Consider the following 24,780-nt stretch of genomic DNA (forward strand, 5'->3'; position numbering starts at 1 on the left):
TTTTTTTCTTACAACTAGGAATATGAAATTCCAATTAAGGAAATAATCTGTCTACAGTCCAAGACTCTACTCAAGATTCGGAGACTGGATCAAAAAAAACTACACCAAGCACGAGTGCGGTAGGCACTGCCTCAAAAGCAGGCCTACCAGTGACCAAGTAATTTACACGCAGAATAATAGATGCTTTATAAAAAGCAGCATTAAACTATAAGGAGCAGATGCGTGAGTTCTATTTATGTTTTGGTAGAGCCACAAATAATGAGCCTGCGTGATTTAACCCATTTGCTTCTATACCCGCTTGATTTCCCTCACCTTTATAAACATCTACATGAGCCCCTACAATAGCACCACCTGCGTCTTGGGCCAAACACCAGGAAGTAGATTTTTTGGACTGATAAATAAAACTCATTCCAATAGGAATGACTCGGTGATCGGTTGCGCATGAGGCATGAGGTGTTAGAGGAATATTTTCTGAACCATAAGGCCCACCATTTTCTTTGGCAAAAAATACATAGCTTTGATCACGATTTCTCAAATTCTGGGCTTTATCAGGGCTAAGAGTATTTAGATATTGGCGAATTAATTTTTCTGATGCCCCGCTTTGTTTGATTTTTTTAGAGAGATTGCAGCGTAACTTTGTTTCATCATGACATTTAGGATCTTTAGCACAACGTTCAATGGTATCCAGGTTGCCACCACAAGTTGGATCTTGTGCGCATTGAACTATTCGTCCAAGCATGGTGCGTGGTCTGCCGTTAGCCCCATCGTAATTAATCTGAAATAATTTACCATCAAGAATTAATGAACCCGAGCCTTGAAGCATTAAAAAAGCTGGATCATTGGGGTCTTTAACATAACCAATAATATACTTTGGATTTAAAGCTCCATGATTAATTTCTTCTCTATCTGGTACTAAGGAGTAGGTGTTATTGGCATTTTTCAGGCAAAATCCACGCACCATTTTGGTAAGTGGATCCACGCCGCAAAGAGGAATTTGCAAATGGAATTTTTTGCTTTCCGATGTTACTTGTACAACTCCGGGATTACTATAAATAGGATATAAAAATGCTCCATCCTGTTTGGTGCGAGCTTCAATAGGGGCGGGGGCATAATAAGCAGTAAATTGAAACTCTCCCTTTTTAAATCCCGCATGATTTTCAGGCCAGCCATCACTTTTATACCAATCAAATTCGGTTTTAATGGTTGCCAAAAATTTTTGAAAATCGCCATGGGCTGCTTTTGCAAGAGCGAGCATTTTTGTGTTGGTATTAAGACACCATTCTTGGCGCTTGAGTTTTTGGCCAGCAATCGTAACTGTCTGAAATCCACCATAGTTTTTATTGCAGTTTTCAAGCTGATTATTTAATGCTTTAATCACTTCATCCATGTTTCCTACAGGATTATCTAACGGTAACTCGGATGCTGAAATTTTATGAAATTTAAAGCGCAATACACCAGGTTCTTTAGCAGCCATTTTCTGTCTTGTGGTAAAGTCTGCAAGCCTTCTAATATCCAAACAGCGTTGAATTGGATCATTGGGAAGAGCTGCTTGAGTAATGACGCTAAACGTCATTAATGCAATTATTAAAATGGATCGAAACATAGGTATCCTCTAGCCTTGCTATGGTTGCGCTTTAGCCTAACCATTGATTTGAATTTATAAATAAGGATTATATAGACTATTGACCAGTCATCAAAGAGGATAAATTAGGAGAGTAATAGCCCTCAATATTTATCGAACCGCTACATACTCCAAAATCATGCATTACGAACTCATTTAATGAAGGCTATACTTGTTTATGAAATCCAGAATTGAAAAAATGAATAGCAACAGATTATGAGAAAATTTCATTTAGTAGAAGATAAATCGCCAACGCATGCTAATTTGGCTCGCTTTTTGAAAGCAGAGGGATGGAAGTCAAGTAAGTTTTCGGCACTGGCGTCAGTGAATGAAGATTGGCTTCAGTTTTCACCGTTGATTAGTAAGACATTGGAGTATAAACATCTTCTGGCATCCTTCTTACAAGAAAATCATCTCGAATATTTGATGCCGGAAACTTTTTTTATCGATGATCAAATTTGGCCTTTTGTATTGGCTGATATTGGCAACTCACAAGCTGCTAATTTGCCTTGGATATTGAAACCTTCTATGTTGAATAATGGACAACATATTCATCTATTTCATGACCTAAATGATGTTGAAACACATTTTCTTTCCCATCATCGCATGGGGGGGCCTCAAGTTTTACAGCGTTATATTGTTAAACCACAACTTATTCAGGGACCTACATTTGGGCATAAATTTTCTATTCGAGAATTGCTCGTGGTATCGACGCATGTAGGCTCAGCACTTTTTCCTAGTGGCTATTTAAATATTGCCTTAAAACCTTATCAAGAAGATAATTTCAACCTACTAGAAGCCCATCTCACCAATGAACATCTTAATGATGAGCGACTTAATGTTGTCCAACGCTTAAGCGATGATATGGCAATTTTTCAACCCTATAAGCAGGGTATTATTTCTATTTGCCAACTTGTAGTGAAGGCCTTAAAAAAGCAATTTGCCACTATTTGGCAAGATAGCCAGCCTCGAATTGCTTGTTTTGGTTTTGATTTTATGGTTGAAGCCGAGGGGAATAAGCTTTGGTTATTAGAAGTGAATCATGGGCCATGTTTTCCTGTTGATGACTCACATCCTTTATTTAATGTTTTATATCGTCCTTTTTGGCAGCAATTAATCAAACGGTTTATTGACAGAAAACCATCCACTTTTATTGCATTGGATGAGGACAATTGGAAGCGTTAGGTAAATCGATTTTAATTTTCATACCCCATGTTAAATTTTTTAACATAATTCAACATGCCTTTTGCAAGAATATTAGAAATATCTATTTGGTTAGTGGAATGTATTATGGTATTACAGGTAATTATTTGCTTTGCGCCCGCGTTTATGAGCATATTTTCCGTTTGAGTATTAAAAAGAGCATGTACACCAATACATATTGAATTTTTAAAGCCAGAGATTATTACTTGTTTTATTTCTGACTTTTGAATGAATGCAAATATAAGATTCCTTATCAGGAAAGGTTCGTATCTCTGCTTTACCCATTTCAATAGCGAGCTTATTGCTTAACTTTTTTGTAAGCCCTGAGTTTCCTGGTAATGAAAAAAGAATATGCTTATCCATATGCTTGCTCTTAGGCTATGTTTTTTCCGGTGTGATTTTAATAATGTTGGGTATAGATAAAGCATAAGTACAGGCATAGTCCAAAGTTCCTTTAGATTCAGCATGCACGCGATACAACAATTGTCCTTTTTCTATTTGAGTATTTAATTTTGCATAAAACTCAATACCCGCAGCAGGTTCATAAGGAGCTCCTGCTAATTTTGCTATTTTCGCTAGATTTCTATTATCAATTGCGGTAATAAGCCCATTTTTTGTCGCAGTAACATCATGTGTAAATGATGCAGTAGAGGGAACTCTAAAACCACCTTGAGCTTCGCAAATTGCTAAGAATTTTTTTAGTGCAGTTCCACTTTCCAATAATTTTATTGCTAACTCTGTAGCTTGCTGAGGGGGTATTTTTTTTCCCAACTCAAGTTTTATTTAACTGAACGATAACTCGGGCCTGGGTTTCAAATCCTTCCGAAATACAAATAAAACAATCTGAACGTATAAAAAGAATAAATTCCTGCTTTGTATCAATACCTAATTTAACTAATTTTAATTTATTGGATCTCTTTTGTTTGTTCATCTTAATTTTTCTTGATCTAAATAGTTAGGAATCACGCAGTTCCAATGAAGTTTTTGTTCTATTTTTATTTTAAGAGATTCGGAAGACTCTTTTTCACCATGAGTGATAAAAACTTTTCTGGGCGCATTTTTTAAACGTGCTAACCAAGAGAGTATTTCAGCATAATCTGCATGTGCAGAAATATTTTCCATTTGAATCACCTCAGATCGAATTGGAACCATTTGCCCAAACATTTTTATTTCTTTTTCACCGCGAAGCATTCTATCACCACGAGTTCCTCCTGCCTGAAAACCACTAAATAGGATTGTATTTTTAGGATTTGGGGCAAAATTTCGTATATGATGTACAACTCGACCTCCTGTGGCCATTCCACTTGCAGAGATTAGAATCATGGGCATTTTTTGGTGGCTCAATGCAATAGACTCTTCTGTAGTACGCACGTATTGGGCAACACCACAGAGTTCCATACATTGCTGAGCAGTTAATCGATTTTCATTTGCATGATGAGAAAATATTTCTGTTGCATTCGTAGCCATTGGACTGTCTACAATAACCGGAATATCTGCGATTATTTTTTTTGATTTTAATTGTTGAATGTAATACAACAAAGATTGGGTGCGGCCGACTGTAAAAGCAGGGATTAAAACAATACCACTACGTTTTACTGTACGGTTAATTACTTCTCCAAGTTGTTTCTCAGGATCCACTTTATCATGTAAACGGTTACCATAGGTTGACTCAACAACTAAATAATTGGACTCTATCGGCGCCTGAGGTGGATTCATAATAGGATCCTGGGTTCGGCCAAGATCACCTGAAAAAAGTAGTGATACATTATGATGACAAATCCGGATAAAAGAAGCTCCAAGAATATGACCAGCATAATGGAAGCTTGCATAAAAATCCTTATGCATTTTAAATGGCTTGTTTAAATCTGTAGGATGAAAGTAGTTCAGTGAGAGTTCTGCATCCTCTTGAGTATAAAGAGGAAGGGCTGGATGATGCTTTGAATAGCTTTTTTTATTTGCATAAAGGGCTTCCTCTTCCTGAAGATGGCCGCTATCGGGCAATAAAATTTTACACAAATCATAGGTTCCTTCGGTACAAATTATTTTTCCACGAAACCCATTTTTTACCAGTAATGGAATGTATCCACTATGATCAATATGAGCATGGGTAAGCAAAACATAATTAATATCTTGGGGTTTAACAGGTATTGAAGCCCAATTTCGTAAACGAAGTTCTTTATAACCTTGAAAAAGACCACAGTCGACAAGAATTTTCATATTTTCAGTTTGTACTAAATATTTTGAACCCGTAACTGTTTGAGTCGCGCCTAAGAACTGTACTTCCATGAATTCATCCTTTGCTTTATTGATACTCTTTATTATAGCGAGCGTTGGCCTACTATTGAAGAATATCAATCGCTCATCAGCTTTTTGTCTCTGGCAGTGTGCATGTATTGATGACTACACTTTGAGTAGTAATGGCTGCACTCACATTAATAGCGCCATATACCATCCCAGTGAACAGGTGATGAATGAGCTAACATTCGACAGCGCTCAATATATATTGAAGCTAATTGATCGCCTGGATAAGCAGGGGTAATTGCCAGAAAAGCCTCTATGCTTTTTTTCCATAAGCCTTTTTGATAGAGAGAAAATGCTTTTATAAATTCTTGTTTATGTTGCTCAAGATTTTCAATATCCTGATTAGTGATTAATTCATAAATGGCAATGCTTTCTTGTTTACCACGAACGGTAACTTCATCTAAAAAGCGAAAATGAAATTTCTCTGATACTTGATTGAATGTCGCATGACTAACAATAATTTGTGTATTATAATTCTTACTTATTGATTCCAAGCGACTTGCTAAATTCACTGTATCGCCTAAGGCTGTGTAATTGAGTCTGTCTTCGGAACCTACATTACCAACAATAGCCTCTCCAGTATGAATACCAATTCTAATGTTAAATTCAGGAAACCCCTCATTTTTATGCCTTTTATTGAGACTTTCAAGGCGTTTCTGCATCGATTTGGCAGTTTCACAAGCATGAAAGGCATGTTCTACATCTTTTGAAGGGGCATTCCAGATGGCCATAATTGCATCACCGATGTATTTATCCAGTGTTCCTTCGTGTTGAATCACAGCCTCTGTCATTGACTGGAAATAATTAGATAAATAAGTCATGAGTTTTTGAGGAGATGTTGATTCTGAAATGGTTGTAAAGTTCTTGATGTCTGAAAATAAAATAGTAATTGTTTGATTTTGGCCACCAACCTTAGCTATTTTTCCCGTATGTACTAATTTTTTAACTAAAGAATGAGGAACATAACGCTGAAAGGAAGTTAGACTCGAACGGAGGGTAGATAATGCTTTATCCAAATAGCTGATTTCTTTAATCATAGTTTTTAGGGGTGATTTGGCTTTCAGATGAAACATAGTGATTTTTTTTGATTCTTCGGCTAATTGAATGATGGGATTTGATATTTTTTGCGAGACGATACGAACTAAGATTGCTCCAATAAATAAAACTAAAATAGTTAACAAGACGTAGCCCTTACTTAAATTTTTTAGAGGCTTTATCACATCATTTTCAGGAGTAATAATTAAAATATGCCAAGGCTCTATTCCTAATTTATTTAATATGGGTTGGTACGAGAAAAAGTATCTTTGTTGTTTATACACATAGGATTGTATTTTTAAATGAAAATGATCGTCGAGTATCTTTGATGGAATGTTCAGTTTTTTTAGTAAATCAGAATCTAACTTTTTTCCTACAATATTTTCTGGAATCTTGGGATCACGAAAAGCGATGACATTTGACTCATTGTTAATAACAAAAATCATTGTATTTTTCGTTAGTTCCAGTTCTTTTATAAATTTTTGGAGGTGATTGATGGTCAAAGCAATTGCTGTAACACCTTTTAGATTATTATTTTTATCATATATAGGAGCAGCAACAGCAACACCAGGTCTTCTACCAAACAAATAAAATTTATATGTGTTGGTCCATATCGGTTTTTTATTGCGTACAACCTCTTGGTACCAAGGACGGGTTCTTGGATCATAGGGAATAGTCATCGTTTCTTTTTTAATTATTTTTCCTTGTTTATCTAACTTATAACGCATGTTGATAAAAGGAGGTTTAGAGTTCACTGTGTGGACTAATTGTAATCCTTTTTTTTCTTCTCTATTTATATTAAAGAAATCGCCATTTGCTGCTCCATAGTGAATCATAAATATGTCTGGATTATCTTGGATTGTTTCGAAAAGAAATTGCTCAAATAAGTTCTGGTTATTAGAATTGATAATATCATTACTAATCGCGCTTCTCATTTCCATTAGATTATGGTTTAGGGTATCTAAATAAGCTTGAAATCGTTCATTAACGAACAAAGATGTTTTTGTAATTAAATCTTTTGCACTATTATTAAGGACCTTATTGAAAGCGAGATAATTAATACCAATGATAGTAAAACCTATCAGACTTAATAAAAACACAAATAGGGCCATAATACTAATGCGTATGCTAATTTTAAAATTACGAGCCATAATTTTATCAACGTGTAGTTAAGAGGTTTGAAAAAAATTTGTTAATTGTTTATTTAATTTTATAGCAGAAATATTCAGCAACTATAGAAATATCAATATAAAAAAGCGTAATAGATAAAATAAATAATAGAGTTTTTATTAATTTTCAATTTTAACAGTTAACGATAGAAAAATCTTATTGGATTTTAGAGAACCTGCCCTATAATTACACTCATGTTAACGAAGCTTATGGATTAAGATAAAAACTGCTTTTGTCTATTTATTAAATATTATGAAAATTTCTTTTTTTAGCACCCAAAAATATGAACGACCTATTTTCGAGCAAGTAAATTGAATAATTCAGAAATAATTGTTTCCCCAACAATTGGCGTTTACCTAGGCTCAAGTATGGGCAATAATCCATCTTTTAAAGATGCTGTTGTCTCTTTAGGAAAAGGAATTGCCAAACACGGATATGCGGTGGTGTACGGGGGAGGAGGAACTGGTTTAATGGGGCTTCTTGCTAAAACGGTTAAATCTCATGGTGGAACAGTTATTGGGATAACTACGGAATACCTTGCTAAAATAGAGCCACCAAGCGAGTTTTTAGATGAATTGCATCTAGTAAGCTCCATGTATGAACGAAAACGTTTGATTCATGAAAAATCATCCCAGTTGCTAGCGATGCCTGGAGGGATTGGTACATTCGATGAGCTATTCGAAACTTGGTGCGCTATCAAAATAGGAGTTATTAAAAAACCGTTTGGACTGGTTAATATAGACGGATATTTTAATCCAATGCTCCAATTTGTTGCTTCATGTGTTAATTATGACTTGTTAGGCGAACAAGATATTAAAATTCCAACCGTCTATGATGAGATTTCATCCTATTTAAAATATTTAGAAGAAGAGCAACGGCGTAATTTTTTTGACGTTTATTCCAATTTAAATCTCAGTAATACTCAAAATAAGGATAAACATCCAATTGAAATCTATGACATAAGCTAAATTTTTTCGTTACGGTGCAAGTTGTGAAGTACTAGTCATTCTGCTAAGGAACCATGTTTAGGTCTCGCATCCTAGCAGGTTAATAGTTCAGTTAAGTATAATGAACAATAAATCAAAATGGATCTTAACTATGGCAATTTTTATAAAAAAAGTCTCTTCTGATGAGGATATTAAAAAATGTTTGGAGATTCGCTTTAAGGTGTTTGTTGCCGGCCAGCATGTTCCTCTACACGAGGAGGTGGATGGAAAAGATGCCGAGAGTGATCACTACCTTTTATGGTACAATAAGCATCCATCTGGGACAACCCGAGTGAGGTATGTAGAGGATTTTGCAAAAATCGAGCGGGTAGCTATATTGGACGAGCATCAAGGAAAAGGGTTAGGGTTTGCAATTATGCGGTTTATTTTATCTGATCTTCAGAAACATACATTGATAAAAAAAATTAAATTAAGTTCGCAAACTCATGCTATCCCATTTTATGAAAAATTGGGTTTTATAGTATGCAGTAATGAATACACGGATGCCGGGATCCCCCATAAAGACATGCAGTTATTTTTTGAGTGAAATGGATAATAGAGGAAGTAACTGTTATTTATTTCAAGATTAATTATTGCTAGGGGCTTTTCCTTATATCGTCTTCAGGATAACGGTGTGCAATTAAGTATAAAGCTTGAAAGAATTCATTACGCAGCTGAGGGGGGAGCATATCAATATGAATCGAGTTTTGATGTTCATTGGTTGAGCTGTAATTAGCATTATATGGAATAGCATTTCTTGAAATTTGGAATGGCTCTATATCTGTATCAGCAGCAAATCTTGCATCTATATTAATAGCGACAACACAATCAGCACCACTTATGTTTTTAACATAGGCTCCAGTATTTTTGCAAGAGCCTCCCATCCAAACGTCATACTCGAATTCGTCTGGGTGCATCCAGGAATATGTGCTGCTTTTACTCGAACATTCCTTTACAATTCCTTCTACTAAGCAGACCAATCTGGTTGATGGGGCATTCGAAAAATATTCATATTATTTTGCGATAAACAAGTAACTACTTAATAATTTGTCTGGCTCAGAAGGTGGGAGTTTTATTTGAATATAGAAAATAAAATCATTCTCCATACGGGATCTTTATTCCATGATGGGATTCGCTAACTGCTCTCATAATGTGCTCAAGAGCAGTGATATGATTACTCGTTATGCCTGTAATAGAATTGGCCAGTGAGAACACGCTTCAACATAGCGGAGCACATGTTGACATTAAACCCACTAATTTTCTTCTTGCTGAAAATGATACATTAGACAAACACAAGAGAGAACTATGGGCTACACCTTGCTAGGTCCCACCTATATAGATGCTAAGGTTTTCAATAGCTATTAGTAGGATTAGCACTTTCAAACTCAAGCAGGTCAGGAGATGCGAAAACTAATTGATTCTATGACAGATCCAGATCCAACTAATCAACCTAAACTTGATCGAGTTTTAGGCATTTGCGGTCAATATTTATTTACAAAGGTTTGTACAGTTCTTCTTGCTCTTTTTCAACGTGTTCTTCTTCAATAGGGTCTTTAGTTGTCAATTGGCTTTTATGATAAGCAAAATAGAGTCCATAAATATTATGAGATAGACGAGGAGAAAAGACATCGACTTTGGGAGCTTCGACCATTTCTATTTCTTTCTCAGCAAGTGTACCAAGTATATCAATTTTTATTTCATTAATAAGTTTTGCTGCTTTTTTTAATAATTCAATTTTAAGTAAAGGAGTTTTTGCTAATACAGCGGTATCAAATTTGTCTATTTCTGTCTTAATTAAACCAATAAATTCTTTCTTAATTTCTAATGTGCCATACAAGGTAGAATAGTTATATTGCTGTGCATAAAGGAGGCCTGAAATCGTCTTAAGTAATGCGTGCCAACTCCGATCATGAAGTATCCATAATATAGGATTGTTAGGAAATTCTTTATAGGAATCTTGTAAATAATTTGCTCCAGATTCCAATAATGTAACCAATTTAATTTTAAATGTATCGATATCTTTCTTAAATTGATCTAGTCCTTCATGGACTTTCTCAGTGTGGAGCAAGCTTAAAATTTCATTTTCAATTTTTTTTACTTCATTACACAAAGAAATTAAATCAACTTCTTCATGAAGTTGTTGTTTTAAAAAATTCGCGGACTCAATGTAATCTTTTTGTTGGGTGGTGTTTATTCCTTGATGACTATAAATGGCAAAATAAGTTTCGCAAGCGCCTAAACATACACGATAAATACTCAGAGCATAAGCAAATTGGCGCATAAAAACTTGTGCCATAGGAGTATATGGTTTTTCAGGTTTAAAGAGAAACAAGCCATCTTCTTGATTTAATTCCAATGGTAAACCACTTTTTAAAACATGATGATCAAAAGCAGCTATAAAGCTTGGATTTTCTGCTTCCTTGACAATTGTTTGAGCAGTTTCTATTAATATGTTCTCATCAACCAAACAATCTTCCATGGCTTTTTGAACTATATTGAAGCTAAAAACAACTTCTTCTCCTTTAGCAACTTCAGTAAGTCTTTGTGTTCGCCATGTATTAAAGAAATAATCCTTTAATAATTTCCTTATTTCAAACATGGTCTTTCGATAGTATTCTAGACGCTCAAAAATTGTTTGAGTTTGAACATTAAGTTCCTGCTGATAAAGTTCCAGTTTTCCTTCCATAACATTCTCCTTTTCATTCCTTATTAATGTTTTAATTTTTACAGGGCGACATGTTTAGTGTCAAGGTGTTTAATTTTGAGAAGTGCAAAATTAAGAATAAGCACTGGATCGTGTAATTGAGGTAAAAGAGGGTATTAATAGATTTCAATAAATTTTTGAAAATTTACCTAAATAAATAAAGAAGAAAAATAGTTCAAGTCAAGACTGTTTTTTTAATTTTTGTTTGTTTAAAATGTAAATGCATTAATTCAAATATTCAATCTGTGGATATTTATTCAATCCTAGTAATTGAAGTCCCTTTCAAAGATTCTTGAGAGCCTTGTTTTACCTAGGTTTTTGCTATTTTTAAATAGAGTCTATTTCCTCTAAGTTATGCACATTTTCTGTGGATAACTCTGTTTATATTCTGTCAAACTTCTTGTGGTAATTAACCTAACTTTCTGTAAACAATAAGATATTTAAAATATTAATAAAAGATGGGTGAACCTCTTTAAATTTATATTGTACCTGGGGCATAACATAGATTTCATGCCCCAGTTATCCCCGCTTTCACAAGCAATGAAGCCTTACTCACTTCTTAGCTCACCTTAATTGCAAAAGGAACATATACATCTTGTTCATTAATCCGAAATTGCGCAAATAATTTAACAAATCCGGTTTTTTTAAGCCCTATATGAAACATGAGCTCAGCGCCGCCGCGCTCGGATTCCCTAGTGGGCTCTTTTCCCATAGGATGAATATGAAGAATCGATGCATGATCGCCGCTAAAACCCACAACATGAGCAAATGCTCCCATCACAGGTTCAAGCTTAGTGAATGGTTTGCCATTCTTGGTAACGGTAATGGTTGCCATAACTTCTTGCCCCGCTTTTGGTTTACTGTCTAGTGTCAAAGTGAATTCATAAGGGCTCATCTTAGTATTTAATACTACTTTTTCTTTCACTAATGGATTTAGGGGGGAAGTTCCTAAATCAGTTACTAAAAACTCCTGCTTATTGGTTTTGATGGGAGTAATATCTACCCACATTTGATAAGCGCCAGTCTTTTTTGGGGTAAAACTAAATACAAAATCTTGTTTTTTACTATCTATTACAGGATGAACATGATGATAGTCACTAAGAGAAGGATCAATGATTAATACATGAATTTTCTGGGTATGTACTTCTTTTAACTCATCAATCTTGAGCGCTTTATTATCTCTTAGCAATTGAAACCTGATGGTTATTGGTTTATTGGCGGTGAGTATATTTGGTGATTTTTCAAGAGAAATCTTAATGCTACGGTTGCTCGCCTCATTTTTACCAGGGTATTGGTGGGAATGAGGGGGGTACCCCTGGGCGTAAGATGGGACTCCGTCCAGCATAAACCCTAAATATAATAGAAAAAATAAATACCGCATGAACTGCTCCTGCTAAGTTAACGAATAAATTTAATGTATAAATATTGCCTTAAGGGAATTGAGTAGTGACTTCAATACATGCGCCACATTGCCAGTGCCATTCCAATCATCATTAAGTTTTCGGTGAGGGAGATAAATCCCAAAGGAACATTGCTGTCACCGCCGACACAGGCACATTTCAATTCGCGTTTCTCAATATAGACTGCTTTAAATACAGAGAGGGCGCCTATTGTTCCTATAAACAAGGCAACCGGAATTGAAATCCAACTAAAGGCTCCTGCGATCATTAGAATCCCTGCTAATGCTTCTGCAAAAGGATAAATGTAGCTGTAGGGGACCCATCGCTTGGCTAAGAGGTCATAATTCAGAAACATAGTTGAAAATCCCTCAACATTCTGTAACTTTAAAAGCGCAAGAACGGTCATGCTAAAGGAAACAAACCAACTTAAAGCTCGAGTTGTAAACACAGTACTGGTGGATGCATAGCTTGTAGCAAGTGCCATAAGGGCAGTTATAGAAAAAAGAACAATTACTGGACGATAGCTTTTTTCTTTAGGATCTTGCACTTTTTTTCCAAAATAGCGGCGCAAATCGTCGTAACCCCCGATCCGTTTTCCATTGATAAAGGTTTGAGGTGTAGTTTTCACGTCATGTTCTTCTTTAAATGCATCTACTTGTTCACGACTAGTGAGCCACTTATCTTCAATAATATAACCTTGGCGTTCCAATAAATCTTTGGTTTTAAGGCCATAAGGACATATATGCTTTGGGATCACCATACGATAGAGAGTCGCTTTTTTAGCTGCTGTATTTCTCATTTGAATACTCCATTGATTCATGGTCTATAAATAATATAGAGTATGTACTATAGTACGGAGTCAAGTAATGAATAGTAAAACAATTAGTGAATTTGCTAAATTATGTGGAGTTGGGGTAGAAACGATACGTTATTACCAACGCCAAGGGATTCTTAGTATTCCACCACTTGCAAAAGAGTTTAGCGCGGGAAGAATCAGGCGTTATGGTGAGCATGACATCCGTCGTTTAAGGTTTATTCTTTCGGCAAAAAAAGCTGGTTTTACTCTAAAGGAAATCAAAGAATTATTAGATCTCGATGCAAAGAATGATCGTGAGCGTGTGAGAAGCATCGCCCAAAACCGTATTACAAAGTTGGATATGCAAATTGCTGAACTTACGGAGGCTCGAGAATCTCTTTACCGCTTAATAAAAGAATGTAAAAGAGCTGATTCAGCGCCATGTCCTATTTTAGTTGCATTTGAAGAAAAATAGAGTTCGATAGTACTCTATATTCGGGTTTATTGACAGATGTATTTTGCAAGAGCAATCACATACAAATAGATGAAAAAGCCATGCTACGACTTTTATTTAGGTATAAGGTTTTGCAGATATTTTAAAAATAAAGAAGGAAAATAGTTTAAGTCAAGACTGTTTTTTTAATTTTTGTTTGTTTAAAATAGCCATGCTTTAATTCTTTTCGAATATCCAAATCTGTGGATATTTAGTTTGACCCAATAGTTGCACTCAATTTTAGAGTTTCTCAAGATCCTTGTTTTATCTAGGTTTATTCCTATTTTAAATAAAATTCACTTCTCTAAGTTATGCACATTTTCTGTGGATAAGTCTGTTTATATACTGTCAAACTACCTTTAGTAATTGAAAGATAAAGCGATGATCCCTTATTTTCCAGTATTACGCACCAACATCGGCTGTTACTGGCTGCAGAATCTGCTGATTTTAGAAAAAGCATCGATAGCTTAAAAAAACTATGCCGATAAAACCGCTTGTTGACTCATTCATCAGTGCCGTATTTGTTTTTAGTAAGCAAAGATCGTTTTAGATCACTTCGCTCATTCTCACAAAGATGTCGCTAATTTTTGTCCTATACAAAAATCGTTTTTTTGCATTCAAATTAAGTCATGTGGATTAATATTTAGTTAATATCCTTATTTTATAATGAAGATATTGATGTTGTTTTTGGACTAATTATGTCTTTCACGCTTACTTTATTAGGTACTGATACTCAATTTACCCCGGATCACCTTGAAAATGCATATGATAAAGCAGAAACATTAAGTTACATTTCCACGCTAATTAACAAAGAGTCAACAATGCCTACGGATGATGTGACTCGTTTTAGAAATCAAGACGTAGCTGTGATTGATGGTCCTACTACTTTTGGTGCAGAAGTGGGAGATAGAATTGCACGTGGAGTTGCTGCAGTATTAGAAGCAATAAGCCGAGGAGAAACGAATATTAATGTCATTGCTCATAGCCGAGGTGCTGTTGAGGCGATATTGGTTGCGCATGAGTTAGAGCGTTTACAAAATCTAACAAAAGAAAAAAGATTAGATAGTTTTAGTCCTGAGATTTTAAATAGTGTATGTAAGTATACTAAAACGGCGATGTCTGGCTCTCATAAAGATGCTTTTGAGAATTTAAAATGGGATGAAATCAGTAAACATATAGGTGATGTAAAAATATCTATGTTGAATATTGATCCTGTTCCTGGAGGAAATTATGTAGGGGTTACTCATGTTTCTTCACTAGCCTGGAGAGATCCTCGTTTTTATGAAGTACCAAAAATTGTTAAAGAGTATGAGCAGGTTATTTATGAGAACGAGCGTACACGTTGTTTTAAACCAATCGTACCTAAATGTGTTTCTCCAGAAACTAAATTTAAACTGCAAAGTTTACCAGGACATCATGGAACCGGTTCTGGAAATCTTTTGGATCAACAAAGAGGTAAGAATTCATCTGAAAAATCAACGGCTCATGTACAAGAACTCGCTGTGGTTAAACTTATTGATTTCTTAACACGCAATGGAGTAAACATTACTCCACGAGCACAGCAAGATGATCCGTTTGCGGAATTAATGTCTGAGCTATTTGAAAGAGAATTTCCTGCTTGGGAAAAACGATTAAAAGATTTATATTTTAAATTGTATAATCAGATTATCGAAAATAGGGAGGCTTATTTAAATTACAATAAAACTTCCTACGCGGTACTTGGACAAGAACAAGCGCTACTTAAATTAATATGGAATGTTACTGATCAGCGGATTGTTCACCATTTAGCTCATAATGATACTTTTCTAGACGTGATTATTCCTCCTGTTCCAGGCGGGCATTTTCTTAATTACGAGCATGCTCGCATGCATTTAAATCATGAGTTAGGTTTATCAGATGATATTCCCCTTAGCGGGACTTTGGATATTGCTACGCAACGTCTGGTCAAAATTTGTGAACACACAAAGAAATTGCAAGAGTTGAAAGATTTGAAAAAAAAGGAGCCAACAGCAGCACTTCAGGATATGACTGAATCGATAATGTTTGATAAAATTGCCCATGCTATAGATTCTAAAGAGGGGTTTGATTTACTTTTACAAGGGATAACGACTCTTATTGAAGAAGTAAGGCAATCCTATTTACAAAATAAATTAGTAAACCCTGACGAACGGTTAGCTGTTTATGAAGCAATTCAACGAACATTTTCTGCGTTTTCAATTTTCACTCAAACCGATCCTCATAATGAATTAGCCACAAAGATTTTTGAGCGATTAAAGTCTGATTTAGAAGCCACTTTGACCATGAAGCGCAATACTTTAAAAGGTCAGTACCAGGAGCTTGCAAATAAATTAAAAGAAAAACAATTTCTTAATGAGTTAGACGGTAAAATTCAAAAAATTATTGATAACTTAGAAGAGAAAAGGGCAGAGGGCAACTCCTTAGAAAATGAATTATTAATAGAAAAGTTAAAAGGATTTATATCAAGATCCAAACAACTTCAGGAAAAGCACTCACTGTCTTATGAGGTGAAACACTTATTGGAGCAAGAGTTTTCAGAATTATCCAAACTTGAGTTGTCCAGTGAGTTAGCTATAAATAGCCGTGCATGGTCTTGCTTGTTAATCGATGAGGCTGTGGATGAAAATCTTACTTATTTATTACCTCATATTATTCAAGAAGTTATTGCTTCCTCCAATGAACTCGATAAATTTAGAAAAGCGCTTCCTGACTTTAAAGCACTTGATAATACCCTTAGTTACGAACAAGTTGAAACAGAGTTGGAAGAATATAAATCGCGTGTCATTTATCTAGTAGCTCAATATCTCCATCGCCATAAGATCCCTTTACAAAATGTTAAAAAGATATTTGGAGATGAAAATCAGGATCTTTTCCAACAAATTGAAGGACTAGCTATAGGAATGGGGGCTGTTAATCCTTTAGCGTTAGCTATTGAAGAAAAATTACATGTGATTCAAGAGTTATCATCAACTAATGAACAACAAGCGAATCAGATAGCGCTGTTGACCCAAGATAGACAACAACAAGCAGAATTGATGAACAAGTTAGGTCTTAAGGTTGAAGAGCAAGCAGCACTAATTAGCAATCTGCGGCTCGAAGTTACAGATCAAGCGGAGCTAATTAGCAATCTGCGGCTTGAAGTTAAAGATCAAGCAGAATTAATTAGCAATTTGCAGCTTGAGGTTAAAGATAAAGCAGCACTAATTAACAATCTGCGGCTTGAAGTTAAAGATCAAGCAGAGTTAATTAACAATTTGCAGTTTGAGGTTAAAGATAAAGCAGAATTAATTAGCAATTTGCGACTTGAAGTTAAAGATCAAGCGGAACTTATTAGCAATTTGCGACTTGAAGTTAAAGATCAAGCGGAACTTATTGGCAAGTTAGAGCTTGAGGTTAAAGATCAAGCAGAACTGATACGCCATTTGAATCTTGATCTTGGAATGCGCGCTAAGCTGATTAAAGCGCTAAACCTTAATATTGAAGAGCAAGCAGAATTGATTAAGGAATTGAGACTTGAGGTAGGAGCGAAAGCTGAAGTGATTCACAAGTTAGAGCTTGATATCACAAAGCAAGCGGAACTTATTAAATCATTAACTTCTGGAAAAGAGGAGAAAGCGAAATTGATTGTCTTGTTGACTGATGAATGGGACAAGCAAATGCAATTAGTAAATGCCTTAACCTCTACTAATGAAGAGCAACAAAAGTTAATTATTGAATTATCTAGAGCAAATGCCCTGCTTGAGGAGGAGAATCGTAATCTTCGTGGCAACATAGCTCATCTCAATCAACAATTGGAACTATTAAAAGCAGAACAAAGTACAACAGCAACGGTTGATGATGAGTATGAGTTCGATCTTCAAATCATTATTAAAAAAGAACTAACTCCATTAACTAAAGATTATTTAATTCATTTAGCTAAAGAAATAAAAAAATCTGTGGATCCTACTCTGGATGTGAATGACTTTCCTAATCTTGTTAAAAATGTGAGAAAAATTCAAAGTTGGCCTGAAAATGAATCTAGTAAGATTCTTAAGCAAAAATTTGATAAGGTTAGCGAGTTGTATGACACACTTAAAGCAAAGAATAAACCTAGTGTCAAAGTTGGTCAATTCTATAATCAATTAAATGAAGGAGAACGACTCATCCAAGCTCACCGAGATCCGGCATGGAAAAGATATACAATGATTGCTCTAAGTATATTGGTGACGGGTATTCTTCCTGGTTTAGGTGTTCTTGCTTATTCTGCAATAACGGGTAATACCCCAAAATTTTGGCAATCTACTGGGCAAACATTCTTTCAAAGTGCTAAAAAATTGGAAAATACTGTTGTTAATCCCGATCTGAAAGATGTTCCTGTTAAAGGATTTTAGGAAAAAATATGAGCATATCAAATAAATTAAGTCTTGGTTGAGGTAAAATGTCCAAATTTACGCTTCCCGGCTGTAAGCCAGCCGGTCTACCGATCTTAGGCCATGTTGACCCAAAATACGTTTTTTTAGAGAGTATATAATCGCGCTAATTCTGATAAGGATTGATCAATTGTTGTGAGTATGAAATTCACTTCATCCTCATTAATTGTCAAAGGCGGTGCTATTCGGAAAACATTACCAAATTGTCCTCCTTTTCCAACTAATAATCCTTTATCCTTACACAGATCCATTAACTGAAATGCTTCATCAGATGCTGGTGTTTTTGTTATGGGATCTTTGACGAGTTCAATCCCTAAAAGCAAACCACGACCACGAACATCTCCAATGAGGGGGTGCTTCTTTTGTAATTGATGGAATCCATCTTTTAATAGATTACCCATAATACGTGCATTTTCAACAAGTTGTTCTTCTTTAATGATTTCCAATGTGAGCTTAGATTGGATCATTTGCAATGGGTCACCTGCAAACGTATTAAAATACGTTTTGCCAGTCATTGTTTCAGCAACTTCAGTTTTCATAAGTACTGCTCCTACTGCAGCACCGTTACCGAATCCTTTTGCCATAGTTACCATATCTGCATCGATAGCCAAAGTTTTGGTAAGTAAAAGATCGCCGCCGCCACGGCCTGCTCCAGTTTGTACTTCGTCACTGATGTACTTACCACCGTAGTTATGAACAATCCGGGCGACCTCGGCAAAATAGTCATCAGGAGGAGTAATAAAACCACCTACGCCCATTACGGGTTCCAGTATAAAAGCAGCTATTTTTCCATGTGTCGAATTTTGAATGGTTGTTTCAACATTTTTTGCACATTCCAGATTGCAGCTTTCAGGTTTTTGTTTAAAGGGACAGCGATAGCAATAGGGTTCAAGAGCCGATGTTACACCGGTAACTGGCTGTCCCTTGAATCGCCAGATTGAATGGCCACATGAGGCCAGTGCAGCAGAAGTACCCCCATGATAAGAGTGGCGTACATTCACGACCATCGTTTCGCCAGTTGCGTGACGTGCTGCCATTATGGCAAGTTCATTAGCTTCTGAACCAGAATTAGTAAAGGATACCCTGTCCATACCATTAGGTGCTTCTTCAAGCAAACGCTCTGCAGTTTCGACAGGTGCTTGATTTAAATAAAGAAGACTTGTGTGCTGAATTACATCATCTTCTATTGCTTCAATCAGTGCTTTTTTGATCTTAGGATGATTATGGCCGGCTGAGATACAAACAATTCCACCTATGGCATCAAAGTAACGTTTCCCTTCGGAGTCCCATACATAAGTACCTTGTGCTTTGACAAGCTGAATTGGTTCTTTATGATAAAATCCAGCAGTAGGTAAAAAGTGATTTTTTCTAAAATGAATAAGCTCTTCGTTTGAGCGTAGTTGTTTTTGAGCATTGTTCTCATTCATGAGGGTTGTTTCCTTTTATGTTTGTGAAGACTTGAACTTGTAAATAAAGAGCTTTTGCAGACTCCTTTTACTTCAAATTCTTGTTGATTTATTTTGAGATTTACATCTTTTTCTAGTATTTCTTGAATACTATATTTTTTAAGGTTCATATTTTTATCATTCTCCTTTTTATATTCGTTATTAATAATAAGTTGTATAATATATTTAAGATCAAGAGCAATTTACTCATTTTCCAACCTGCATAAACTTATTTGAATATGCGTCATGATAGATGCCATATTTCTTCACGAATTAAAAGTGGTCTAAACAAATTTAATTTTCTTATTTTTTATGTTTGGAGATGTTTATCCAACTAGATGAGTTCTTTTGAAAATCAGTCAGCGCTTTTGCCCCTCATCAGTCTCACTGTCATTGACTTAAGGCACTTACAGTCAACTTCATCTGTATGATGATGTGTTTATTGAAGCCTGCATATTACTAAAGAATGTTTCTTGCTTGTTTTTAATCTGATTTTTTATCTTCAAATATAGTTTCTAGTATTTCATTGGGAAAGCTCAAGAATCGATGCTCATTCTTATAAGGAATGGTCAATCACCAAATGTAATCTCTTGCTCAGATTTAGATAAGACTGTTGCTATAAAATAAATACTCATAACTAGAGTGTTCCTATACTTTAAAGTCCTCAAAGGAGTAGTGATGATAAGATTATTAATTGACAATGATGGAACGATTGGGTCAGGAGAACCACCTCATGTAGTTCGTAATTCAGCCGTCTTTGCCTTGGCTGCTCTCCCTTGCTATAAAGAAGTATCAATTTTTACCCATGGTGGGGCAAAAGGGCCGACCTACGATCTTCTTATGGCTAATCAGATTTCTTTAGCGCAATTTAAAAAATTTGTATATACGGGGGCAATAAACGAATGGAGAGAGGCAGGAAAGATCTCTAAGGTATATACAACTTATGATATTGCTTGGGGGCAAGGCCCAGGCCAATATTATGAAGACATGATTGCTCCAGTTGAACGTGCGTTGATTGAGATCAAAGAAAATCTCGATAGAGGTAGTATTACACAAGAGCAAGCCAATGCGCGTTATGCTGAGTTGAAACCTCGTATGGAAGAAATGTCTCAATTTGAAAGAAATGGCGTTGCATTTTTGTATAATACAAAGAATACGCGCGGTAATCAGGATTTATACGACACTGTTCCTGGATTGCAAAAGGCATTAGAAGATTTTAAAGAATTTTTTATCAATAGTGGGGTGAATCAAGAACCCCTTAAAAAACTTGCGGAGCAGTATAATCAACAAGTTTTTGAGCAAAAAGAAGAAAACGCCTTGCTTAAAGAACAGATGATTGATTTACTTTCCACCATGGATCCACGCCACTCAAAAGAAAATGCAGCGGCTTATTTAAAATCAATCACTGATAGCAGTAATGGTACTGTGAATATAACACGAATAGGAAGGTATCAAGGCTCCTATGAAGAAGACTTAGCGCCAACAGTATACGAAATTACGAAAAAAGCATTGGGGTATAAACAAATTCAGCTTGAAAATCCCTATTTAGAAAATCAGATGTTTGATGATTCACTGGAAAATTTAGCCTGCATGGAAGCTGCTGATCGTTCTTTAATAAATGGTGATTTAACCACTGCACTTATTACGATGCGCGAAGATCGTAAAGGAAAAGAGTGTACCATTAATGATCCTAAGACACATTCACTCCTTACACGTCCCTATCTATATACTGAAGCAGAGATTTTAAATGCGCTTTGCGCTCATTCCTCAGCTATGCAGAAAGAATGTGAAAATGCCTATGAAGTATGCCAATCGCTTGTTAGTCCTAATAATTACCCGCAAGAAGGAAGTTTTAATATTAAGTGTAAGAGTATTGTTCAAAATGCAAATTTGATATCAAAAAATAGTAATAAACATCCTATATGGCTTCAAGCTTTAAAAGATATCCAGGATCTAACTGTACCTCAAGCATTAAAAGATAAGAAAAATTTGGACTATCTCATTGATTTACTCAATAAGGAACCTCAGAACGATCCTCAACGTATTCATGATTTAATTGATAAGTTAGTTCAAAGTGGAGACCGTGAATTTACGCGACAAAACTTTAGGGATAGTTTTTCTTATTATAAAGTGGCGTACTTGTTTTTAGATCCCGCTTATGCGGATGAGCATACTATTCATCAATTCAAGCAACAAGTATTTGAAAAGATGAAATATTCTTATACGACTGAGCGTTTGCAAGCCCGTGATAATCATTTTGATAATAGCTATATTCACCAATTAAATGGACAGCTTGAATCCAGTGGTGTCGAATCTCGCCTACGCATGGTTCAACTATACATAGATTTACATCAAAATATTCATCGTTTTGCTTATGCGGATCAAGGTATGTTTGGTTTTCGACAATCGCTATTTGCGAAAAACCACCGAAATCCAATGGAAAATGATTCATTGTTTTCAAGAAGAATTGTTGACTACCTCATTAAAACAATGGAAATATATCCAAATGCAGAAAAAATATGCAAAACGAAATTAGCGGCGCTCCACACAATTCTTTCAGCCCCAAGCTACAAAAATTACATTACGACGAAGCTTGAGTCATACGAACAAAATAAAGCCACTAAAGCATCAGTTATTCCAACAGCTCAACCTGTTTTTCAGTAGAGGAGTCATTATCAGGAAACAGAAGAAAATCTTATTATGCTGCCCCCAAAAGATCTTATTGGGGGCAATCTTAGTAAGCCCTAAGATCACAACTCTGTTATCCTAACGTGTATATTTCCTGACGGAGGAGTACAAGAAGAAAAATAGTTCAAGTCAAGACTGTTTTTTTAATTTTTGTTTGTTTAAAATAGCTATGTCTTAATTCTTTTCAAATGTCCCATCCTGTGGATATTTCTTCAAATAAAGGGCTGAGCCTTTTCCCGTACTTCTTAATCTTTCCTTGTTTTATCTAGGGTTTAGTTAGTTTTAAATGAAATCTACTCTTCTAAGTTATGCACATTTTCTGTGGATAAGTCTGTTTATAGAGTGTCAAACTCCTTGTGATAATTAGCGATTAAGAGGTGATGTATCATTTTCCATAGTGTCTTTTTTGATACGCTACACTTGTATAAGGTTCAATAGAAAAAGATTCATTATGAAAGATAAAAGTAAAGAATTGCAAATAAGCAGTAATCCGAACAGTGTGTTTTCAACGGCTTCTTCTAAGGATCGTTTAAAGGATTTTGATGCAAGCAAACAAAATGCATGGTTAGAATATACTGCGGCAGTAATTAATGAATTAGGTGATCTATTTCCTTTCTTTCCGGAGAAACCTCCACTAATCCATAAAGATCTGCGTTGCCCAGAGGACTTATTATCCATCCAAGTAGGATGTACCTATGCTTGGTTAGCAAATAAAAGGCGAGAAGTAGCTAAAATTTTAAAACATGGCCCTTTAAGACATCAATTTGGGTTATTTAATAAGCCAGGATTTGCATCTACCGATGAATTTAATTTAAACAGAGATTTATCTTCACAAAAAAATGAGATCTACGAGCATGTTCATGAGTTAATTAATAAACCTACAGAGAACATTGAAGTAACAGAACAAAAAAATGAGCATGAAGAGAAAACTCAATATATTATTCGCATTAAATTAACTGAGGATGAGCGCGCCAAATTACATGAAAAAAACAAGAATTCTCTTTTCCCATTTATTGAAGATGAAGTGGCACTTACGATTACGTTGCATGATTATGGCAAACAAGACAATCGAACAACTCTTGTTATTGATCATTGCATGACGCCTTTTGCAGAAAACTATGCGAGCAAATCCAGTTATTTTCAAGTTCAATTTGCATTAATTCAACCTTATTTTGAATTATGTTGTAATTGGAACTCTACTGAAAGCATCCACGAGTTCTTAATGAATGCGGGAAAAATTGCTCATGGGCTTGCGCGATTACAACCTGTTGGTCGAGGCAATTCTGCAATTGTAGAATGGATGATAAGAGGTTTAGCAAGAGCAAAAAATATTGAATTAGGATTTTTTACTCATAACGAATTAGGATGGGACTTTAAAGCCTTTTTAACTCCTGATATCGAAGCATATGCTCATTGGTTTGCTGAAAAAGCATTTGCATCATCTAATTTGATAGCAAAAGAAAGCATTTCATTAGGGGGCTAAAATGGCGGCGCAATTTTGCAAATAATAAATAAATTAAAAGAACAAAATATTTTTAAAAAATATGCTCACTAATTTACCAAATATTTTAGCTATTCTAATTATTATTTCCTAAAATAATTTATATACCTATTTTGAGTAAAAAAATGTGCAGATTTGTTGCCTATATTGGAAAAGAAAATATTTTACTATCTGAACTTTTAATTAAACCAAAAAATTCACTGGTAAAACAAAGCCTTATTTCTCAAGAATCACACACAGTGACAAATGGGGATGGTTTTGGTGTTGGATGGTATACTCCATTTGATAAAAATCCAGCATTATTTACTTCGTTATTTCCTGCATGGAATGATCAAAACCTATCTTATTTGGCAAAAAAAACAAAATCATCACTTTTTTTTGCTCATGTACGAGCCGCAAGTACAGGAGGTATTTCCCAATTTAATTGCCATCCCTTTATCTATAAAAATTGGCTATTCATGCATAATGGTTGGATTCCCTATTTTGAAAAAATAAGACGTCAAATTCATCATTTGTTGGAGGATGATATTTATAATTGGATAAAAGGAACAACTGATTCAGAGTTGATATTTGCTTTGTTTTTGCAATTATCAAAACAAATAAAAATTAAAAGTTCCCAGGATATCCATACAGTATTACTAGAAACCTTAACTCTTATTAATGATTTAGTAAAAAAAAATTATCAAAGAGCCGTATGCTATTTTAATATTTGTATTACTAATGGAAAACAGGTAGTAGCATTTCGTTATTGTACCTCTTCTCAAGCTAAACCGGAAACCATGTATTTTGGCAGGGATAAAAATTCTATTTCAGAATATGTCATAATCGCATCTGAAAAACTCTCTACAAAAGGGTTTGAATGGAAAATTATTCCTCGAAATCACAGTTTGTTAATTGAGTCTGATTTTAATCTTTCTTTAAATGAACTTTGAATCAGTGTGAGTTATCCATAAACTCCAGTATTGGTATGGTAATAAAAGTAATATTTTTTACTAGGTAAATGGTATTAT

The 24,780-nt window shown here is 35.1% G+C and carries 19 protein-coding genes; 9 read left to right on the forward strand and 10 right to left on the reverse strand.

Going from position 1 to position 24,780, the window contains the following annotated elements:
- Positions 1 to 229: 229 nt before the first annotated feature.
- Entirely contained in the window at positions 230 to 1,603 is a 1,374-nt protein-coding gene (locus DYH34_RS06530; RefSeq protein WP_058466092.1) for an MltA domain-containing protein, read from the reverse strand.
- Positions 1,604 to 1,837: 234 nt separating this feature from the next.
- Between DYH34_RS06530 and DYH34_RS06535 the strand changes: the two genes are divergently transcribed.
- Positions 1,838 to 2,806 carry an ATP-grasp domain-containing protein gene (locus DYH34_RS06535; protein WP_058466093.1) on the forward strand — a complete coding sequence of 323 codons (969 nt, stop codon included), beginning with the start codon at positions 1,838 to 1,840 and terminating at the stop codon, positions 2,804 to 2,806.
- A 204-nt stretch (positions 2,807 to 3,010) separates the two neighbouring features.
- On the opposite strand, the gene DYH34_RS18320 is transcribed toward DYH34_RS06535, so the two are convergent.
- The 4 genes from DYH34_RS18320 to DYH34_RS06555 all read right to left on the reverse strand — a co-directional run bounded on the left by DYH34_RS18320 (position 3,011) and on the right by DYH34_RS06555 (position 7,311).
- Entirely contained in the window at positions 3,011 to 3,187 is a 177-nt protein-coding gene (locus DYH34_RS18320; RefSeq protein WP_238589562.1) for a ribose-phosphate pyrophosphokinase-like domain-containing protein, read from the reverse strand.
- Positions 3,188 to 3,202: 15 nt separating this feature from the next.
- Positions 3,203 to 3,595, reverse strand: a complete 393-nt coding sequence (locus DYH34_RS06545; RefSeq protein WP_058466094.1) for a hypothetical protein — start codon at positions 3,593 to 3,595, stop codon at positions 3,203 to 3,205.
- A gap of 156 nt (positions 3,596 to 3,751) precedes the next feature.
- On the reverse strand, positions 3,752 to 5,110 hold the full coding sequence (locus tag DYH34_RS06550) for an MBL fold metallo-hydrolase RNA specificity domain-containing protein (protein WP_058466095.1): 1,359 nt from the start codon (positions 5,108 to 5,110) through the stop codon (positions 3,752 to 3,754).
- A gap of 146 nt (positions 5,111 to 5,256) precedes the next feature.
- On the reverse strand, positions 5,257 to 7,311 hold the full coding sequence (locus DYH34_RS06555) for an adenylate/guanylate cyclase domain-containing protein (protein ID WP_058466096.1): 2,055 nt from the start codon (positions 7,309 to 7,311) through the stop codon (positions 5,257 to 5,259).
- A gap of 330 nt (positions 7,312 to 7,641) precedes the next feature.
- Here DYH34_RS06555 and DYH34_RS06560 point away from each other — a divergent pair, with 330 nt between their 5' ends.
- Entirely contained in the window at positions 7,642 to 8,298 is a 657-nt protein-coding gene (locus DYH34_RS06560; protein ID WP_058466097.1) for an LOG family protein, read from the forward strand.
- A gap of 130 nt (positions 8,299 to 8,428) precedes the next feature.
- On the forward strand, positions 8,429 to 8,863 hold the full coding sequence (locus DYH34_RS06565; protein WP_058466098.1) for a GNAT family N-acetyltransferase: 435 nt from the start codon (positions 8,429 to 8,431) through the stop codon (positions 8,861 to 8,863).
- Positions 8,864 to 8,912: 49 nt separating this feature from the next.
- Here the strand turns inward: DYH34_RS06565 and DYH34_RS06570 are convergent, their stop codons facing one another.
- On the reverse strand, positions 8,913 to 9,200 hold the full coding sequence (locus tag DYH34_RS06570; protein ID WP_058466099.1) for a hypothetical protein: 288 nt from the start codon (positions 9,198 to 9,200) through the stop codon (positions 8,913 to 8,915).
- Positions 9,201 to 9,499: 299 nt separating this feature from the next.
- Here DYH34_RS06570 and DYH34_RS17980 point away from each other — a divergent pair, with 299 nt between their 5' ends.
- Positions 9,500 to 9,640 (forward strand): hypothetical protein, encoded by a 141-nt coding sequence (locus tag DYH34_RS17980; RefSeq protein ID WP_172465405.1) that lies wholly within the window; start codon positions 9,500 to 9,502, stop codon positions 9,638 to 9,640.
- A gap of 168 nt (positions 9,641 to 9,808) precedes the next feature.
- On the opposite strand, the gene DYH34_RS06575 is transcribed toward DYH34_RS17980, so the two are convergent.
- The 3 genes from DYH34_RS06575 to DYH34_RS06585 all read right to left on the reverse strand — a co-directional run bounded on the left by DYH34_RS06575 (position 9,809) and on the right by DYH34_RS06585 (position 13,219).
- Entirely contained in the window at positions 9,809 to 11,002 is a 1,194-nt protein-coding gene (locus tag DYH34_RS06575; protein ID WP_058466100.1) for a hypothetical protein, read from the reverse strand.
- 577 nt (positions 11,003 to 11,579) lie between these two features.
- Positions 11,580 to 12,401 carry a hypothetical protein gene (locus tag DYH34_RS06580; protein WP_058466101.1) on the reverse strand — a complete coding sequence of 274 codons (822 nt, stop codon included), beginning with the start codon at positions 12,399 to 12,401 and terminating at the stop codon, positions 11,580 to 11,582.
- 71 nt (positions 12,402 to 12,472) lie between these two features.
- On the reverse strand, positions 12,473 to 13,219 hold the full coding sequence (locus tag DYH34_RS06585; RefSeq protein ID WP_058466102.1) for a MauE/DoxX family redox-associated membrane protein: 747 nt from the start codon (positions 13,217 to 13,219) through the stop codon (positions 12,473 to 12,475).
- A gap of 67 nt (positions 13,220 to 13,286) precedes the next feature.
- Here DYH34_RS06585 and DYH34_RS06590 point away from each other — a divergent pair, with 67 nt between their 5' ends.
- Positions 13,287 to 13,691: a MerR family transcriptional regulator gene (locus DYH34_RS06590; protein WP_058466103.1), complete on the forward strand. Its 405-nt coding sequence runs from the start codon at positions 13,287 to 13,289 to the stop codon at positions 13,689 to 13,691.
- Between the two features lie 716 nt (positions 13,692 to 14,407).
- Complete coding sequence (locus tag DYH34_RS06595) at positions 14,408 to 18,097, forward strand: coiled-coil domain-containing protein (protein ID WP_238589563.1); 3,690 nt, start codon at positions 14,408 to 14,410, stop codon at positions 18,095 to 18,097.
- A 125-nt stretch (positions 18,098 to 18,222) separates the two neighbouring features.
- Here the strand turns inward: DYH34_RS06595 and DYH34_RS06600 are convergent, their stop codons facing one another.
- The gene (locus tag DYH34_RS06600) at positions 18,223 to 19,563 is read right to left on the reverse strand and encodes an aspartate aminotransferase family protein (RefSeq protein WP_058466104.1); all 1,341 of its coding nucleotides are present in this window, start codon (positions 19,561 to 19,563) and stop codon (positions 18,223 to 18,225) included.
- Positions 19,564 to 20,259: 696 nt separating this feature from the next.
- Between DYH34_RS06600 and DYH34_RS06605 the strand changes: the two genes are divergently transcribed.
- The 3 genes from DYH34_RS06605 to DYH34_RS06615 all read left to right on the forward strand — a co-directional run bounded on the left by DYH34_RS06605 (position 20,260) and on the right by DYH34_RS06615 (position 24,702).
- Entirely contained in the window at positions 20,260 to 22,245 is a 1,986-nt protein-coding gene (locus DYH34_RS06605; protein ID WP_058466105.1) for a hypothetical protein, read from the forward strand.
- A 475-nt stretch (positions 22,246 to 22,720) separates the two neighbouring features.
- Complete coding sequence (locus DYH34_RS06610) at positions 22,721 to 23,752, forward strand: hypothetical protein (RefSeq protein WP_058466106.1); 1,032 nt, start codon at positions 22,721 to 22,723, stop codon at positions 23,750 to 23,752.
- A 143-nt stretch (positions 23,753 to 23,895) separates the two neighbouring features.
- A complete protein-coding gene (locus DYH34_RS06615; RefSeq protein ID WP_058466107.1) occupies positions 23,896 to 24,702 on the forward strand; it encodes a class II glutamine amidotransferase in 807 nt (268 codons plus the stop codon).
- Positions 24,703 to 24,780 lie beyond the last annotated feature (78 nt).

Origin of the sequence: Legionella cincinnatiensis, from assembly GCF_900452415.1 — a bacterium.
Taxonomy (GTDB): domain Bacteria; phylum Pseudomonadota; class Gammaproteobacteria; order Legionellales; family Legionellaceae; genus Legionella; species Legionella cincinnatiensis.